Source organism: Thermodesulfobacteriota bacterium (assembly GCA_035325995.1).
Taxonomy (GTDB): Bacteria; Desulfobacterota_D; UBA1144; order Nemesobacterales; family UBA2774; genus JADLGH01.
In genome coordinates this window covers 44,395-62,574 of sequence record DAOKYU010000012.1, presented here as the reverse complement: position 1 = coordinate 62,574, position 18,180 = coordinate 44,395, and the positions used below count along the sequence as shown (strand labels likewise).

General features: G+C 47.8%; 15 protein-coding genes. 3 read left to right on the top strand and 12 right to left on the bottom strand.

Annotated elements, in window-relative coordinates:
- Positions 1-19 precede the first annotated feature (19 nt).
- The 12 genes from PKC29_13695 to PKC29_13640 all read right to left on the bottom strand — a co-directional run bounded on the left by PKC29_13695 (position 20) and on the right by PKC29_13640 (position 13,596).
- Entirely contained in the window at positions 20-1,075 is a 1,056-nt protein-coding gene (locus tag PKC29_13695; protein ID HML96472.1) for a mannose-1-phosphate guanylyltransferase, read from the bottom strand.
- A gap of 240 nt (positions 1,076-1,315) precedes the next feature.
- Positions 1,316-2,668, bottom strand: coding sequence for a glycosyltransferase (locus PKC29_13690; protein ID HML96471.1), 1,353 nt, complete (start codon positions 2,666-2,668; stop codon positions 1,316-1,318).
- Positions 2,669-2,861: 193 nt separating this feature from the next.
- Complete coding sequence (locus PKC29_13685) at positions 2,862-4,217, bottom strand: phosphomannomutase/phosphoglucomutase (protein ID HML96470.1); 1,356 nt, start codon at positions 4,215-4,217, stop codon at positions 2,862-2,864.
- 16 nt (positions 4,218-4,233) lie between these two features.
- Positions 4,234-5,460, bottom strand: a complete 1,227-nt coding sequence (locus PKC29_13680; GenBank protein HML96469.1) for a glycosyltransferase — start codon at positions 5,458-5,460, stop codon at positions 4,234-4,236.
- A complete protein-coding gene (locus PKC29_13675) occupies positions 5,450-7,783 on the bottom strand; it encodes a glycosyltransferase family 4 protein (protein HML96468.1) in 2,334 nt (777 codons plus the stop codon). Before PKC29_13675 ends, PKC29_13680 begins: the two co-directional genes overlap by 11 nt.
- Before the next feature lie 13 nt (positions 7,784-7,796).
- Entirely contained in the window at positions 7,797-9,263 is a 1,467-nt protein-coding gene (locus tag PKC29_13670; GenBank protein ID HML96467.1) for a hypothetical protein, read from the bottom strand.
- A gap of 71 nt (positions 9,264-9,334) precedes the next feature.
- Complete coding sequence (locus PKC29_13665; protein ID HML96466.1) at positions 9,335-9,559, bottom strand: helix-turn-helix transcriptional regulator; 225 nt, start codon at positions 9,557-9,559, stop codon at positions 9,335-9,337.
- A 472-nt stretch (positions 9,560-10,031) separates the two neighbouring features.
- Entirely contained in the window at positions 10,032-10,217 is a 186-nt protein-coding gene (locus PKC29_13660; protein ID HML96465.1) for a hypothetical protein, read from the bottom strand.
- Positions 10,201-10,428: a hypothetical protein gene (locus PKC29_13655; GenBank protein ID HML96464.1), complete on the bottom strand. Its 228-nt coding sequence runs from the start codon at positions 10,426-10,428 to the stop codon at positions 10,201-10,203. The genes PKC29_13660 and PKC29_13655 overlap by 17 nt, the downstream gene beginning before the upstream one ends.
- Complete coding sequence (locus PKC29_13650) at positions 10,418-10,876, bottom strand: hypothetical protein (GenBank protein ID HML96463.1); 459 nt, start codon at positions 10,874-10,876, stop codon at positions 10,418-10,420. Before PKC29_13650 ends, PKC29_13655 begins: the two co-directional genes overlap by 11 nt.
- A gap of 1 nt (position 10,877) precedes the next feature.
- Complete coding sequence (locus PKC29_13645; GenBank protein HML96462.1) at positions 10,878-12,353, bottom strand: AAA family ATPase; 1,476 nt, start codon at positions 12,351-12,353, stop codon at positions 10,878-10,880.
- 310 nt (positions 12,354-12,663) lie between these two features.
- Positions 12,664-13,596, bottom strand: a complete 933-nt coding sequence (locus PKC29_13640; protein ID HML96461.1) for a hypothetical protein — start codon at positions 13,594-13,596, stop codon at positions 12,664-12,666.
- Positions 13,597-14,264: 668 nt separating this feature from the next.
- Here PKC29_13640 and PKC29_13635 point away from each other — a divergent pair.
- The 3 genes from PKC29_13635 to PKC29_13625 all read left to right on the top strand — a co-directional run bounded on the left by PKC29_13635 (position 14,265) and on the right by PKC29_13625 (position 18,177).
- Entirely contained in the window at positions 14,265-14,519 is a 255-nt protein-coding gene (locus tag PKC29_13635; protein ID HML96460.1) for a hypothetical protein, read from the top strand.
- Positions 14,520-15,069: 550 nt separating this feature from the next.
- Positions 15,070-16,236 carry an efflux RND transporter periplasmic adaptor subunit gene (locus PKC29_13630; GenBank protein HML96459.1) on the top strand — a complete coding sequence of 389 codons (1,167 nt, stop codon included), beginning with the start codon at positions 15,070-15,072 and terminating at the stop codon, positions 16,234-16,236.
- Positions 16,237-18,177: a MacB family efflux pump subunit gene (locus PKC29_13625; protein HML96458.1), complete on the top strand. Its 1,941-nt coding sequence runs from the start codon at positions 16,237-16,239 to the stop codon at positions 18,175-18,177.
- Positions 18,178-18,180 lie beyond the last annotated feature (3 nt).

Genomic DNA, 18,180 nt, shown 5'->3' with positions numbered 1-18,180 from the left:
TAAAATGAACGGGAAACTCTCATTTGCTGTGGTATAAAAAAGGGGGGAAGGTCACGACAAGGGTTTTTTCACCAGCGCGAACAACAACTATGTCGCTGATTCCCACTAAAGCCAACGTTTCCTGGGCCTGATCGCAAAAGACCAGATTCCTTGTGGCATCAAGTGAGTAAACTTTGCCTCTAAAATAATTTGCATTGTCATCGTGAGCAATAAAGTCTTGGATTGCTAACCAACCTCCAACATCTTTCCAAGAAAAATCAGTTGCCACACAGCGTATATCCTGTGCTCTTTCCATTACAGCATAATCGATGGAAATCTTGTCTAGAAAAGCAAATTGCTTTTCCAGCTCATATTCCCACTTGTCCGTATCCATCTTTTCAACGGCCTTGGTCAAATGTCTCAAATGCTTAGGAATGTTCAACATGAATTCTTTGTAAAGGACATCAGCAGAACATACAAACATCCCTGAATTCCACAAATACCTCCCGGACTTCAAATACTGACTGGCCAGTAAGGAATTAGGTTTCTCCTTGAAGGAGACAACCTTGAAGTGTTCTATTTCGTCTTCTCCGGCAACATTTTTGCCAACCTCCAAGTATCCGTAGCCGGTGGCCGCATGGGTTGGTTTGATTCCGAATGTGTAAAGCGCTCCAGTTTCATCTGCCCGTTTCGTTGCTGAAAGTAGTGCTTGTTGAAATCGGTCAATTGGTTCGATCAAATGGTCAGATGTTAAAATAACGATTATTGGATTACCGAAGCGTTTCTTGGCGATAAGCATGCCGAGACAAACCGTAGCGGCAGTGTCTTTACGCTCTGGTTCTCCAATAATGTTATGTTCCGGAATATGAGGAAGTTGTTCGCGGACCAGTGGCGTGAACTGCCGGTTGGTCAACACTATCACGCGCTCATTCGGCACGAAGCCCCGCACTCGATCATAACTTTTTTGTAGTAGGCTTCGGTCATCAAAAAGTTGAATGAATTGTTTTGGTCTCATATGCGTGCTTAGTGGCCAGAACCGAGTGCCGACGCCACCAGCCATAATAATGACAACGAGGTTTTTATTAATACTATTCATTTCGACACCTCATCTCGGCTAATAAGATTATGGGATTTGAGAAATTCTAATCCACCTGATCGTTGCACAATCCCAACGGACGTCACAGAGTTCTGCAATTTCATTGTGTTTTCACTATCCTTGAAGGTTCATTGGTCTAGTCACATCAGCATAAACCCAACTGCGTTGGTTTCTAGCTGGCATGGCACATCATGTCAGCCCAGTATGGGGTATTTTATGCAAAAACTAATGCTCTGTCCGTTAGACTCTGCCATAGTCATCTTCTGATCTTTCAATATCATCCTCTCCGAAGTAATCTCCAGTCTGCACCTCAATTAATACCAAGTTGTCCGATCCAGGGTTACGTACGCGGTGCCATGTCCCAACAGGGAGATCGATGGCTTGGCCGGGTATTCGCTCTATGTCCTCGTTATTTTTAGTCACCACAGCTGTGCCGCTAAGTACATACCAGTGCTCGGAACGTCTGAAATGGCGCTGGTAACTCAGTCGTTGCCCAGGGTAGACTGTGATCCGTTTGACCTTGTGATCGGGCTTGTCGGATAAAATCTCATAATATCCCCAGGGTCTGTGGTCCTGACGCCTGTTTTGACCGATAATGGTTTCATACACCCGAATATAATCCGACACCATTCGGTTCACACTGAAGCGTGTATCTACCCAATCACGGCACATGCGACGGTCAATATCCATGACATGTTTGACAGCTTGGGCCATGCCGTCAATGTCAGTGGTTAGGAACCCCGTTTTCTCATGGGCGATAATTTCAGGCATGCTACCCCTTGAAAAAGCAAGTACCGGAGTACCACATGCCATAGATTCGACCACAGAAAGTCCGAATGGTTCATCAAAGCTGATGGGGTGTAACAGGGCATACGCGCCACCCAGCAACTTGTTGCGTTTTTCTGGCGCAGCGGCGCCAATAAAGGTAATACGGTCATCATCTAAATAAGGGCTAACTTTAGTATCAAAATAGGCCTGGTCCTGGATGATACCCGCTATAATGAGTTTCATGCCGGTTCTCCGGGCCACCTCTATGCATTCTGCGGTACCTTTCTCAGGGTGTATTCGACCGAAAAAAAGCAAATATGTACCATGATCGGACCTGAATGTGAACTGATCAAGGTCGATGCCATGATGGATGGTGGCGACGTAGTCAAGCTCTGGTGACTTGTCAGCCTCACTAATGGCAACATAAAAGCATTTACCGTTATACTTTTTGTAAACCGGGAGAATTTTGGGGGAAGAGAACCCATGGATAGTGGTCACCAGCGGTGTTGAAGTCATACCAGAATATGTCAGAGGCAGATAATCAAAATGGTTGTGAATTAGGTCGAAGGCATCTCCTTGCTCAAACAGTTCAGAAATATGCAAAGATTCCCATACCTTGGGCACCATCGTGCCGTCTTCCTCATAACCCATTGGGCAGACGCTTTTTAGTTGGCCCGTGGTTTGTGATTCGCCAGTAGCGAATAATGTCACATCGATTCCCCGAGCTACCAGTCCTTCTGTCAGAAGGGAGACCACATTCTCCCATGGGCCGTAATGTCTGGGTGGTGTGCGCCAAGCTATGGGCGATAGCATAGCAATCTTCATGGTTAACTCCTTAAGATTTCTCCTTTTTCTATGGCATAATTAAAATTCGATTTGTATGAGTAACCTGCAACATCGCCTAGGGAGAATCCATAGGCTAACTTACTGGTTTGGGTAAATACGCGCGTATTTCCATTTGGAGTTCGACTATGCCAGTATCTATCATGAGATATTTCTCTTTTTAACTTGTTGCTCTCTATTGCGATCCCGATTTCACCTTATCAATCACTGCCTCAACCAGATTTTGAATTTCCTGAAGTCGCGATGCCGATTCGGCTTCAAATCGAAGCACTATAACGGGGCTTGTGTTGGATGCCCTTACTAGCCCCCAGCCATCCTCAAAAATCACTCTAACGCCATCGATATCAATTGTCTGATAATTTGCAGAAAGTACTTGTTTGACTTTTGTTACTATCTCGAATTTTTTCTCATCAGGGCAATCTATGCGAATTTCCGGAGTGTTGTAAGTTTTTGGCAGATCTGACAAATAAGTGGATAACGATTTGCTATCCTTCGACAGTATCTCCAGGAGACGACAGGCAGCGTATATTGCATCGTCGAATCCGAAGTACCGATGCTTAAAGAAAAAGTGCCCACTCATCTCTCCAGCGAGAAGTGCATTCTCCATTTTCAACTTCTTCTTTATGAGCGAATGTCCAGTCTTCCACATAATTGATACACCGCCATTTCGGTTAATATCGTCATACATGATGTGAGAGCATTTAACTTCCCCAATGATTTTGCCTCCAGGGTGGTTTTTAAGGATCTCTCGGGCGAAAAGGACCAACAGCATATCGCCATAAATGATCCGTCCATTTTCATCCACCACCCCGAGACGATCCGCGTCCCCGTCAAAAGCGACACCCAGTTCAAATCCTTGATTAATAACGGTTTTTGATAATGTTTCTAAATTTTTTGGCATCGTAGGATCTGGCTCATGATTGGGGAATGTTCCATCCGGCTCCATAAACAATTCATAAGTTTGGCACTTCAGCAGTTTTAACACAGGTCCGGCTGCCAATCCACCCGTTCCATTCCCGGCGTCTACGGCGACGCGGACTGGCCGTTCCAGTTGAATATTATGTGTCAGGAAGTCGCAATATTCGGGCAATGGATTGTATTTAATCAGCGATCCATTTCCTGAGGTATACTTTCCGAATTCAATTATCCTTTTAAGTTTTTGGATCTCTGTTCCGAAGAGGGTGTCAGATCCCAAGCAAAGCTTGAATCCGTTATATTCCGGTGGATTGTGACTAGCTGTAATCATGACCCCGCTATCGGCATGCATTTGTCGTGTTGCAAAGTAAAGAAGAGGTGTGGGACATAATCCGAGATCGATCACATTCACACCACCTTTAGTTATGCCTTTTGTAAGTGCATCCCTGATTGGCTGTGCACTCAATCTGCAGTCATGGCCCACTATGCAATTTTTACCCCCGTGTTCAGCTATATAGGTTGCGTAGCCACGGCCGATTGCTTCCGCGTCATTAATATCAAAATCCTTACCCACTATACCGCGAATATCATATTCCCTGAAAATTAATGGATTCATTTTTCTCCACTCCTGATTAGAACTCCAAATCTAATACAACTGGCTGTCCTGTCCTGGAAGCCTTGCGTGCTAGCTTGTAAGTCTCGTTGTACTGACGGACCACTACTTCCCAACAAACCACATTTTCAAGGTATCTTTTCAGATTTTCTCCCAACTCCACCCGCAACTTTTCATCCGTTGCCAGCTTGATCACCTTCTGGCGCAGCATTTCCTTGGTAGTGAATAGCAATCCACCCTCGCTTTCCAGGGTCTGAGCGGTCAGACCTTCCATGGGGGCCGTGGTGACGTAGGGCTTGTTCAGGGCTATGATTCGCGCCAGGGTGCCGGATTGAGTTTCGTCCGTAGATGGAAGAACAATGAAATCGCATATTGCCATTAACTTGTAATATTCGTCACCGCGTGGAATGAACTCGTGATAATGTGCTAGCCCCTTCCCAGCTAACACATGGATATTCGATTTCCAATCCTCATAATCTCTTAGGTGGTTGGGATCTCGCATGGCGCCGGCAACTAATAGATCCCATGTCTGTCCGGTGCGCGACTTAATCTCTTCATGAATATCTTCCCACATGGAAAGTAAAATATCCCAGCGCTTATTAGATTGAATCCAACCGATCATTCCAACCACATGGTCGGACAGACCGATCTTGTCCAAACCGAATTCCTTTCGCAGCGCCGGGATTTCGTGTGCTCCCCAGCGTTTATCCGACCTTGCACCGTGAGGCACAACTATGATATTGCGTGGTGTCGGCCACTGCATACCCTGGAAGGTCCAATCCAATCGCCATTTTTGATAATGGCACTTAAACAACACCACGTGACTGCGCCGGGTCAACTTGTATATGAAATCCGCCTCGGTATCCCTCAACCTCCCATGAACCGTATGCGGTTCTACAACTTTGGGTGTATCGCCGATTGCTTCAAGCAGATCAAGAAAACCTTCGTTGCCGTCACCCACTCCTCTTGTATCGTGGTATTCATAAAGACCATATTCGTGTTCAAAATGTACTACATAGGGGTCCAGTTGTTCTATTTTTTTTGCTACCGGCCACCACCAGTCGCGTTGGGTCATGTCTATTATGGGAAACACCCCGGCGCCTTTGCCATCAGAGTGGCATATTACAAACACATCCCGGTCTGGGTTGGCTTTTTGAATAAACTCCCTGGCCTCCTCGCAGAAGGTCGCGATGCCGCACAAGCGCGGGGGAAAGGAACTGACCATCACGATAGGCTTAGTTGGCATGGATGTTTTGCTCCTCGTGGTTGATAGCATTTCTTTCAGCCCCGGCCTCCACCGTGATTTGGCTGCTGCGCATACGGTAGAGATGGAAAATGGAGAGAAAACAGACTAGAGAAGACTCTGCTCCCTGGTTGCGATTGGGTCCGTCAGGATTGAGTCCGTCGCAACACCCCCCAGTTTTATAATCATATAGGGGTACATTTAAATCGTTGCGGCCCAGGAACCACTCCAGACAACGCTGAGCGTGGGAGACCCATTTCGATTCGTTTGTGATTTCATACGCTTCACGACAAGCCTCGATCATATCTAGTGCTTCGATAGGCTGCTGATCGAACCTTGCCTTTGTTCCACCTATGGGGTACCAACCGTTATTTCCGACTGGAACAAAGTGTCCTCTGGGGTCTGTTTGTACCGACATGAGCCATTCCAAACTATGCAGCCCGGCCTGTAGCATATCGGTGCGATCCATATCCTTGCCGGCTAGGATCATGGCTTGTGCAATTTTGCCATTAGCGTAAGTGAGTTTGTCTTCAATCCAAGGCCAATTATCTGAAGCGTTTTGTATGTATTTCTGGAAGAGCCGTTCCGCCAGGATTTCCCTGACTCGGCGGACCTCACTATCTCCACTGTATCGACTCAAATAATCGTGGATACCTACTAGAGCGAATGACCAGCTTCGCGGAAAAGTAAATTCATATAAGGCGGGTAACGCCTTTTCAAATAAATCTCGTGCTGCATCCCGGATGTCCTCCGACTTCGCCAAGGCCACTGCCTCGCCCAATCCCCAGACCGCCCGTCCATGGCTGTCCTCCGATCCGACCTCCTCCAGCCAGCAGCGGTCGTAGCCCATGAAATTCCGAAAACGGCCGAATTCTTCGTTAAAAGCGTGATGTAGGAAACTAATATAAGTGCAAGCGAGATTGGTGATAGTTTCACTGTCTGGTATTATCTCCTCAGCCATCAGTACGGCGATCAGCGCCCTAGCGTTGTCGTCTGTGCAATAACCGTGATAGCGGTCAGGAACAATATATTTTGCGTGTTGTAAAATGCCGACATCATCTGAAAGACGAATGATATGATCCAGCTTGGATTGAGGAAGCTCACGGGGAGCTGAGTCCATTGTCTTAGCTCTGAATACCGGGCGGGGAGCACTTGCCCGTTCTCTTTTTACTTCGTTGAAAAGTGATAAGTATCGACGGGCCACCTCTTTCCAGATCATCTCCCGGCAAAAGGTATAGGACCTTTTACGCATGGCATGGCGCTCCACTTCGTGGTCGAAGAGATAGTTGACCTGCTCAGCTAACGCTGCTGAGTCCATGAACGGTACCAATCGTCCGCGACCATTGGCCAACATTTCTTCCGCGTACCAATAAGGAGTAGAAATGGTGGCCTTACCACTACCCAAGGCGTAAGCAAGAGTCCCGGAGACTATTTGTTCTTTGTTCAGGTAGGGAGTCACATAGATATCTGCCGCCCCGAGAAATTCACACAACTCCTTAAGGTCTACAAAACGATTATGAAAAATCAGATTGTCTCCAATTCCTAGCTCCCTTGCCCGACGCTGCAGGGACAACCGGTAGGACTCTCCCTGTTCCTTTTTTACATGAGGATGTGTTGCACCTAAAACTATGTAAACGGACTCCGGATGGCGCGCCGCGACAGCAGGCAGAGCATCGATCATGGTTTCAATGCCCTTGCCGGGAGAAAGCAGTCCGAATGTCAAGATGACCTTTCGCCCCTCTACACCATATTGATCTTTATAGTAGTTTGGATCAACGAATGGCACATCGGGGATGCCATGGTGAACAAGTGCGATCTTTGCACGAGTGATTCCATACACATTCTGAAGTATTTCACGAGCTCGATGGCTCATAACCACCAAGCGATCTGAAAGTTGCGCGATACGCTTCACAACAGTCAGTTGTGCAGCTGAAGGGGATCGTAGTACTGTGTGCAGTGTGGTAACTACTGGCATACGCAGATTGCCAAGCAACTCTAATACATGTGCACCGCACTCACCACCAAAAATCCCGAATTCATGTTGGAGACAAACCACTTCTACGCGATTCGTGTTTAAGAAATCGGCTGCAAGCCGATATTCCGGCAAGACAAGCTGGTTAATTTCGAAACGCACTTGTGCCGGATATCTGTATCCTTCGTGGGTATCGTTCATTACCACTGCCCAACATTCGCCAGTCGGATTTTCTTGTATAAGACTGGTCAGCAAATCGGTTGTGAATGTCGCAATACCGCATTTGCGTGGCAAATAGTTTCCGATTATAGCTATTTTGTGTGGATAGGAAGAATGGTTACCTGATTCGAGCATATCGATTCTCCTGCTATTCGTCACATGCCATAGTCTCTGCTGATGAATTCTCGTCGTTAACCATTGTGTTAATAGAGAGTTGTTTTTCAGCAACGAAAAAGGGGTTATGCATTGTATAAGCATTAAAATCAGAACTTGTCGTTGAACTGTTCACAGGCACTTCTATGGAGTCCCCATCCCGAAGAGTGTATTCTATGGTTTCTACTCGACCATTAACTTTCACCTTCATATCTTGCGGGGCCGGAGCATTAATGATTTTGAGGTAATCCCTCACTGTAGAGTTTTCTGCCAGGCGAACAATTCGCCCCCCATTTCCGAAAACTATCAAACGATCTCGGAATACCTGTCTATGCAGCCTCTCGATAAATGCTTCGATGCTGTTTGCTTCCTGGTGCTGACGGATAAGTCCTTCCATCCATTGCATTTGCTGTTGATTGCACGTTGCTGTGTCTGCTTTGCTTTTGTAACGCCAATGCGCTGCCGTTCCATGCTCGGCATCCCGGTGCATCAACTCGGTGCGTATCTGAAACTCGATGGGCTTGTGAGAGATTTCTCGTACGGGATAAATGCAGGTGTGAAGGGATTGATATCCATTGTTTTTTGGTAGTCCTATGTAATCATCAAAAGTGCCGGGAATAGGCTTGAAGTGCGAATGCACAATACCCAGTACTGTATAGCATTCCGGAACTGAAGTGACGATGACCCGTATACCAATACGGTCCATGATTTCGTCCAAGCTCTTTCCTGTGCGTGCCATTTTGGAATGTATGCCATACAGACTCTTGGTACGTCCCTCAACCTTGCCCCTTACGCCGTTATTTACTAGAAGCTGTTTTACGCCGGTCAGAAGAATTCCAAGACACTTCTCGTCTTCCAACTGGATTGGCTTAACAAGATCCTGTAGTTCTCCATATCCATTTGGATCTAGTATGCGGAAACATGCGTCTTCCAAACAGTGCCGTAAATTCCCTAGGCTCAAACGATCGGCTATAGGCACCAAAAAGTCTATGGTCTCTTGTGCCATTTTCCGGACGGTTGGGTCGGATACATCGGTGTTGCATTCCAAACCCAACAATCGAAATGTAATGTATAAAATGGCTTTTCGCGGGACGCCAGTCATGGAGGCCAATAAAGCGTTCACATCTACAGGCTGGGCATCTAAAGGTGGGAAAAATGCACCATGCAGATCTTCAACAGCTATGGCGACGTCGGGACCGTATCGCTCCCGGACAAAAGCGGCATCAATCAGGTCTTGCCATATAAGGGGTGCAAGCAGGGCGCTGGCGATTGTGATCGCGTCTGCGCTTTGTTCAAAAAGCAGGTTGGCTGCCCTATAACCCGTTAAATTATCACCACATGACTTTTCCTGAGAAAAGGTGTACGCTTGGTTAAGTAAATCGGCGTCGGCTGCCTTGAATGTACTTTGAATTTTATCAATAAAGAGGCTGTCACGAGCCTGTTCCAGAGTATCCCGTTTCATTTCCACGAAATTCCCAGAATCACAAAATGTCAGCTCATTTATTGGCTTTAGGTGAGTTTATAAAAACTCCTTTATAGATTTTCAGGCAGTTGTAGTCTTCCCAATTCGATCATTTTATCGCAATAGGTTTCAACAAATCTCAATGCCATTCTGGATGGCAGAAACCGCCCATTTTCCCACCGGTTGACCGTGGCATAGCTTACCCCGATCTCCCTCGCGAGATTCTCTTGGCTAAGGTCAAGCTGTATACGGACCTCCTTGATAAGTATCACAAAATTGTACTGTTCGATCCACAAGGTAGATCCTCCAGTTTTGCTGCTAGCCTGTAGCCAAGAAGTAGAATTGAATTATAACACATGATATAACAGGTGCAAGATCAGTGTTAAATATTTCAGGAAAAAGCATTTTTAATCCAGAAATTGGACATTGCTACCGGCAAAACTAAAGAGAAATGACATTTACGGATTATTTTAAAGACTATTTTACTAAGGATTTGTTTCACGTAGCATGATTTTCTATAAATTAAACGCCAAATGGGACCGACCTTACTGCCCTTCGTGCGTACAGATTCAATATGATTAGATTAAAACTCGACAATATTTTGATAGATATAACCGTTATATAAAATACAAAATATATAGATTTTATTTCGTGGCCCGAATTGGCCCTCTAACTTAAACAATGTGGCCTTTTCTCTATCGAAGAAAACCCAACTAAAGACTCGCAATAAAAAGACCTTAAAATCGCTTTTCGGCCCCGCACTACATTTTAGCCTGTTGAAATACTTTTGCAGGTCCCGCCGTGAAAGGCCGGACATTCACTCTCCCAATCCTCCTCGTCTTTTATGGGACAATTGCAGACAACAGGCTCGATGCTAACTTCTAGCTCGTCCTCTGCTTCCTTGATTTTCTTCAACTTCTTTTCCAGAGCTTTCACTTTAGCCTTCGCACTCATGTTCCTTCTCCTCCAACTTCTTCTCTATCTCCGCGAGCCGCTCCTCTACTTCCCCTGCTTCTATACTGTCCAAAAGTATCTTAGCGAGATATCCAATGTCACGACACTCTGTTGATCCTATCTCTCCTCGCCTTCGTTCGTTTATCATCTTTGATAGGAGTTTGTGTACGTCTCTCGCCGATGCTAGCCTGATATGCTTCTTATTCACCAAAAAACGCCTCCACCCAAAAACTGTAATATTTAAAGTAGGCTACCGCTATAATAATGGTCAAAACTGGCCAGTTCCAGAGCGGCAAAAATGCAGTTATTAAATCATTGCCGTTCTGCCGTTCTCGAGACACTCTCGCGTTTGCATCTCTTTTATCCGCTTGACTATTGTGTTGGACGATGGTGGGTTCCCCAAAGTCGTACTCTGAAATAGCCATATTCCCCTTTAAATGAGCCCCCAGAACCCCACTAAATGTTTCCATGAGTTCGGTTAAAGCCGCGCCGCTTTGAAAACTCTCGTCAATATCATATTCGAGCTGGTTGATCCTGTTATCGAGTTTGCGGTCATGAACGTAAAGTAAGTCATACAGCCCAGGCGTGGATCGCTTTTCAAGAGCCTCTAACACACCGATCGTAATAGCCTCTTTTTCGACTCTCAAGCTATCTATCAAATCAACACCTCGGAAGTTCGTAATTTTCGATTTTAGCGCTATTCTTGAGGATTTCAGAATAGCACTTATTATTAGATTGCTGTTCTGCCGTTCTCAATTTATATATCTTTTCGTTTCGTTCTCCGGGCAATGTTTGCCAGAGTACATCATCTCCTTTTTCCAGCAAATGCCTTAATCGCTTTTGGCCTATTACTCCTTCTAAGCATTCGGCGAGTTTCTTCTGATTAACCCTCTCTCCCTCTACCTCTAGAGTCGCAATAGCCTTGCAGATACGCTCCAGGTCTCGCTCCTCTGGAGTCTGCATACTCGACTCTGTAAACAGAACCCGGTCCCCCTCAAAACGCACATCGAAAACGAGGTCGTCCACCTCCGGGCCAAAGTTACTCTTCTTGTGTCTCAGCCGTAGCGTCATCGGATTTTGGCTCTCGCCTATCTTTGATAGCTGGAAGACGGACCTACACATGTTGTATTTGTAAACGGAACCGAAGGCAGTCTTGTTATCGTAACTCTCACCGGTTTGAGTCTTTGCCTGATGGTCGAGTATTAGGGTTGCTATCTTCAGATTCCGAAGATCTGTGAGGAAGGCGGTCGTATCTTCGGGATTGCCACCATCCACTCCTGAGCCTCCCCAACTGTCAATTATGACGAAACGTATGTTGTGTTGCTTGATCAGTCCTCGAAACTCTGGCAATGCTTGGGTTGCAGCTTTCGTAGGAGTGTAGTAGTAAAGATTGTCGGGTATCCCATCGAGGTTCAAACCACTGGCGATTTTCGACACTCTCTCTGTCTGGACATCCACATCAAGCTCGTAATCTATAATCAATGAGTTCAGGGGCTCCTCGGGGAATCTATGGCCCATAAAACTCTGCCCACCTCTACATGCCTCAATTCCCAAGTACGCCGCGAGAAAACTTTTCCCCATGCCTCCTGCTCCATAAATCATACTCGGAAACCCGTCAGGAATAAGGTCCTTAATTATCCACGGTTTGGGTCTCGGGTCGTGATGAGCCAGGGCAATACACTTATCCTCAGTATCCTTCTCCTGCGGCGTTTTAAATTCTGTGATTTTTTTTCGCCAACTGTGGACGGATTCAGCGTCGCCTTTTTGTGCTGCCTCATAAAGACGATAGCCGGCCTCAGAAAGTTTCCTTAGTCGGGAAGCCTCTTGGATTTTTTTGACGTGATATGTGATGTCGCCTATCTGAAGGGCTACACCTAGAACGTTCGTAATATAGCTACTCCACGCCCTGCCGTTTGGCCTTGAAGTTCCGTCGAGTTCGTTACATAAATTCAGGACGTCTATTGGTTCGCGCTTTTCATGTAAGCGTCCCATGCCCTCGAATATCAGATGGTGAGTCTCACTGCTGAAGTCTTCGGCGCATAGACCCATACCTTTAAGATCGTCAAAGCTCATGTCGCCCTCTATGATAGCGTTTAACAAAGACCGTTCGATTTCTTCTAGTATAACTCCACTCATTCAGACACCTCTCTGCAAGTATGCTCCTCGATCCACCGATCTATAGCTGACTCTTCGAATGCGATTCTGCCTCTTCCCCGACCTATTCTCACAATCGGAATTTGACCTGTTCGTATTAAGTAATTGAGTCTCCACTGATTAGAAAGGTAGGGATGTTTCTCCCCGAGTTGTTTCTTATCGATTAACCGCTTTCCAGTCATGTTTCATCCTCTTTATCGTTTTTTTTTAATACGATAATGACTGGAAGGCATCTACGGTGGTAGACAGTTTAATGGGCTGAGAATATTAGAAATTTCATCTAGGGAATTGCCTATATACTTCCCAATAGAGTTTGTTCAAAAATATTTTTCCGCTCTACGGGGTCTTGGGGTATATCGTCGAGTCCCCTATATCCCGCTATATTAAAATCGAAAAATGGGTATCGATGGGGAGGAAATCGAGCGATTTTTAGCTCTAACTCTGACTCAAGTTTTGTTTCTTTTGTAACCTTCCGATCGAAACGAAATTTACGTTTTTCGTTAATTCTGCGATAAAAAGCGAGTAATTTCCAAAATGGCACATCAAACTTATAATGGAAAAAAAGGAGTGTAATATAGCTTAAATCCGGGGTGGCTGACATATAACTGTCAAATTCTTTTGGAAGCGGTTCACCTGTTTCGGCCGTGAAAGCATGCTCAATACAACATTCATAAATAGGCGGCCTTCCTTTGGGTGTAAAAACTTTATTAGGGGCGTCTAATTGTCTGCGCCCATGCTTTTCAGGGCATTTCCCTAAGAGATATAACAACCTCACTTTGTAATCGTTTACGGCATCAATTAAATCTTCTGGCTCATATCGCCAGAAATAAAGCCATAGGTTCAAAGTCTTGTTTGTTTCGGGTCGACCTCCTGCCGTTCTGGGTAATAGATCTAGACGTCCAATCGCTCGTAATATATCTGCGGCCTGCTTTGATCTCTCAGATTTAGGTGCACAAGAAAAGTGACTCAAGAGTTTTAGCGCTACAATAACGCCATTGTCAGTCTCCATGACCGATGGGTCTATTTTTGTCCGTTCGATTAATTGATTAGGGGTATTTATAAGATTTTCCGCTTCGTTGAGAATCGTTTTTTTATCTGGATGTTGTCTTAAGGCCCTCCCTTCCACTTCCCAGCCAGCACAAGCGGCAAGCCACTCTTTGTTCAGCTTAAAATTAACTCCAGAAAATGACGGCCGACTTCTAAGCTTTCTGTTTTCTGTGGTCACTTGAATGGTCACCTGCTCGATCTGACTATTTCGCTATTTAACGCTACTCATTGGTATAATATATACTATCAACTTTTGAATAAGTAGGGTATTTACGGTACGATACACAAGCTAGAACTTCTTAACGCAATTTCACGCATTATCCAAATTTAGCTCTCATAACCCGAAGGTCGGAGGTTCAAATCCTCCCCCCGCTACCAATAAAACCAGGAAGTTGCTTTCTAGCCCTCTCTCTTACTTTTATTAATTTGAACTTATTGCAATCACGTAAATCGGTCATCAATTTTATAAATCATCCTTGTCCATAGATCAGACGAATCGCTCACACATAACCCTGTCAATCAGGTCGTGTCATTGACAGTAATATCACAAGTAACTATGATGAACTTCTAACAAGGATGAGGATGCATGAAAGATGTACAGAAACCGGATCATATCAGCCTTAACACCTTAATGGGGAAGTTACGAGAGGGGCGATTTCTTGTGCCGGATTTCCAGCGATAGTTCGAATGGAACCCTCGGGATATTCGGGAGCTCATGCGACGAGTGCTGTTGCGTATTCCATTCCACTCCGCTTAGCAAATCAATGATATATTATCGATTTGTAATCTGGTTTGTCCCGGGTTTAATTAGTATTTTGAATCTATAGCTTAGGGGGTTTATATATCATGGGAACTAGTAATAACTCTGAACATGTGACAAGAGAATCGGTAATGCATGATCTTAAGTTTATAGGTTCAGAAATACAAAAAATCAGACAGGTAATCATGGGCAGCTCTAAAGCAATCGGGAAAATAAAAAGAGAAAATAGTAACACTGCATCATTTGAAATAGCTATCGAAGAATGCGTAAGCAGAATCGATATTTTATACAGAATTGATCAGATAGAAAAAATAATTGAGACTCTTGAAGGAAACCTATAAATTACATGCACGATTATAATCATCTTCCTTACCTCAGTCTGAAATATTCAATGCTATTAGAATTGTTATAATTGCTACAGATAAAGTCGCGACTAAGGCTGTAATAAACAGCATCTTGAAGTCGATTTGCTGTGTCCAAAGATGAATGTTTATTTTCGTCATTACTCTTAGATAGCTCTATCTCGATAATATGGGCTGCCGCTTTGTATCTCCAGCAGTGATATTGTATCTATCATTCATAATGAACCTTGTAGCGGTGTTTGTCTGCCGCAGCGGGAAAGGAACTAAATTTCGATATCGGAATCGAGGATTCCTCCATAGCCCGGTACAATATTTCAAAGATAAAAACCAATGTAGTCTGAGGCGGTGTCGTATCGAATGAAATTTCGGGCACCGTGCCGGAATGATCTCTCCCCGGGGAATGTTGAATAAATCTGAATAAACGCCGTAAAACCCGATAGTATGCGTCTTCGGAAAAAGAATATTCTGTATCGAAGGATTTATACATTTCACAACGTATATAAAGACAAATGAGACCCGGCGGGTATCGATGAACAAGAACGTTAAGAGGCTGCTTTATTTAGTCGTGGTTTGTGCGGTTGCCGGCATTGCCTGGGGCGCATGGTTATACCTTAAGTCGGACGCCGCCTCGAACGGGGCCGCAAACACTGCGGAGGTAAAGCTCGGCGGTATTCAGTCCCTCGTGACGGCGCAGGGGACGCTGGAGCCGAGATATTACGTGGACGTCGGAGCGCAGGTATCGGGCAAGGTCGAAATAATGCACGTCGATATCGGCGACGACGTCAGGACGGGAGACCTCATCGCCGAGATCGATCCCGACATCTACGAAGCGCAGGTCGAGGCCACCCTGGCGCGGCTCAATCAGCTCAAGGCGGAGAAGACGGAGCAGGAGGCTCTCGTCAAGCAGGCGGAGTGGAAATTCGAGCGCTACAAGAACCTTTACGACGACAAGGCCGTCAGCAAGGAAGTGATGCAGGACACCGAGATATCCCTCGAAGTCGCGAAGGCGAAGGTCTTGTCGCTCGACGCGCAGATAGAGGAAGCGCAGTCCCAGCTCGAAGCCGATAGGACCAACCTCAGCTATACCAAAATATACGCCCCGATGGACGGCACGATAGTAGACCAGCTCGTGCAGGAGGGGCAGACGATCAACGCCAACCAGACGACCCCGACAATAGTGCAGATAGCCAACCTGGACATAATGACGGCCAAGGCGGAGGTGGCCGAGGCCGACGTGATGAAGCTAAAGGTAGGCGTCCCCATGTATTTTACGACTCTCGGATCGGGGGGGAGACGCTGGGAGGGGAAGGTGCGCCAGATACTGCCGACCCCGGAGGAAATCAACGACGTCGTGCTCTATAACGTGCTTGTAGACGTGAATAACGACGACCACGTTCTTCTGCCGGGCATGACGACGCAGACGTTTTTCGTGCTGGCCAGCGCGGAGGACGTGCCGCTTATACCGGTCAGCGCGCTCGGCAGCCGTGTGCCGGAAGAGGATAACGAGAAAGGGCAGGCGTACGAGGTGTACGTCGTGACGCCTTCGGGGCCCGTGGCCAGGACCGTTATCATCGGGCTATCGGACCGTACGCAGGCGGCGGTGGTCGAAGGGCTCGACGTCGGGGACCGCGTCCTCGAGAACGTCAAGGCCGTCCCCGGCGAGGCCGGGGGCAGGCGTATGCCGATGAGGTTATAAATGGCTGAACCACTTATCAGGCTGAAAGATATCAAGCGCTATTTCGGCAGCGGGGACGCGACCGTCAAGGCTTTGGATGATATAAGCCTCGAAATCCATCCCGGCGAGTTCGTCGCCATCATGGGGCAGTCGGGTTCGGGGAAGTCCACCCTCATGAACATTATCGGGATGCTGGACAGGGCGACGGGCGGCCTGTACGAGGTATCGGGGAAGGACGTGTCGAGGCTGTCGCCGGACGAGCTGGCGGCCCTCAGGCGGAACACGTTCGGATTTATTTTTCAGCGCTACAATCTCCTTTCCACGGCCAACGCCGGGGAGAACGTGGAAGTGCCGGCCCTCTATGCGGGTATGGAGGGATGGAGAAGAAAGGAGCGCGCACGGAAGCTTTTGACGGAGCTCGGGCTGGGCGAGCGTCTGCACCACCGCCCGAACGAGCTTTCGGGGGGGCAGCAGCAGAGGGTGGCCGTTGCGCGCGCGTTGATGAACGACCCGCCCGTGATACTGGCGGACGAGCCGACGGGGGCGCTCGACAGGAAGAGCGGCGAGGATGTCATGGCCCTCCTCGAAGAGCTCAACAGGAGGGGCCGCACCGTTATCGTCATCACGCACGAAGAGGAAGTCGCGAGCCACGCACGGAGGCAGATACGTCTCGAAGACGGGAGGGTCGTGCACGACGACGGCCCTGAAGAAATGATCGAATCCCCTTCGGGGGCCGCCGGGGAGGACGGGCGCGGCGTCGCCAACCTGGCTGTGGAGACTATGGAGTCCGTCAAAATGGCCCTCAGGTCCTTGAGGGTGAATATATTCCGGACTTCGCTCACGCTGCTGGGCATTATTATCGGCGTGGCCGCCGTGATCACCATGCTCGCGATCGGCGAGGGCAGCAAGCGGAACGTGCTGGAGAGCATCAGCTCTCTCGGCACCAACATCTTATACGTGAGGCCCGGGGGCGCGGGGATACGGTCGTCGGGGGACATCGCGACGCTGGTGCCCGCCGACGCCAAGGCGATAGGCGAGGGGCTGGGTAATATAGTGACCGTCGTGCCGTCGCGGAGCAGCCGCAAGACGCTCCGGTTCGGCAACATCGATTACGCGACGACTGTGGAAGGCGTCGGGGCCGGGTTTCCCGTCGCGCGGGACTGGGCGGTCAGGGACGGCACGTTTTTTACGGAGGCCGACGTCAATTCGTATTCGGCCGTGATCGTGCTGGGGACGACGGTGGCGGAGACGTTATTCCCGTACGACAAGGACCCCGTGGGGAAATTTATACTCGTCGGCAATATACCGTTCGAAGTTATCGGCGTCATGGAGTCCAAGGGTGCGGCCCCGTGGGGCAGCGACCAGGACGATACCGTGTGGGTGCCCTACACGACAGGGCTGGTCCGCATATTCGGGTCGAATTATCTGACCGGGATCACTATAAAGGTAGAGGACGTCGGCCGGATAGAGGAGACGGAAACGGAGATAAGCGAGCTTTTGCTGGCGCGGCACAGGACGGACGATTTTTCGGTTCGCAACACCGCCTCGTTCCTGGCGATGGCCACCGAGACCCAGAACACCCTGACGATACTGCTCGGGGCGGTCGCGGCGATTTCGCTCCTCGTCGGGGGTATCGGGGTGATGAACATCATGCTCGTCAGCGTCGTCGAGCGTACGCGGGAGATAGGCATCCGCATGGCTACCGGCGCGCGGCGGCGGGATATCCTCCTTCAGTTCAACACCGAGGCGTCGGTCGTGTGCACGATAGGCGGTATCGTCGGCGTCATACTCGGGTACACAACGGGTATCGTGCTGTCCTTTTTCGGCGTGAACATAGCCTTTACGCCGGGGCCGACCGTGCTGGCGTTCGCGTGCGCCGTGGGGACGGGGCTCCTGTTCGGTTATCTTCCGGCGCGTAAAGCTGCGCATCTCGACCCTGTAGTGGCATTGAGCTCGGAGTAAAAA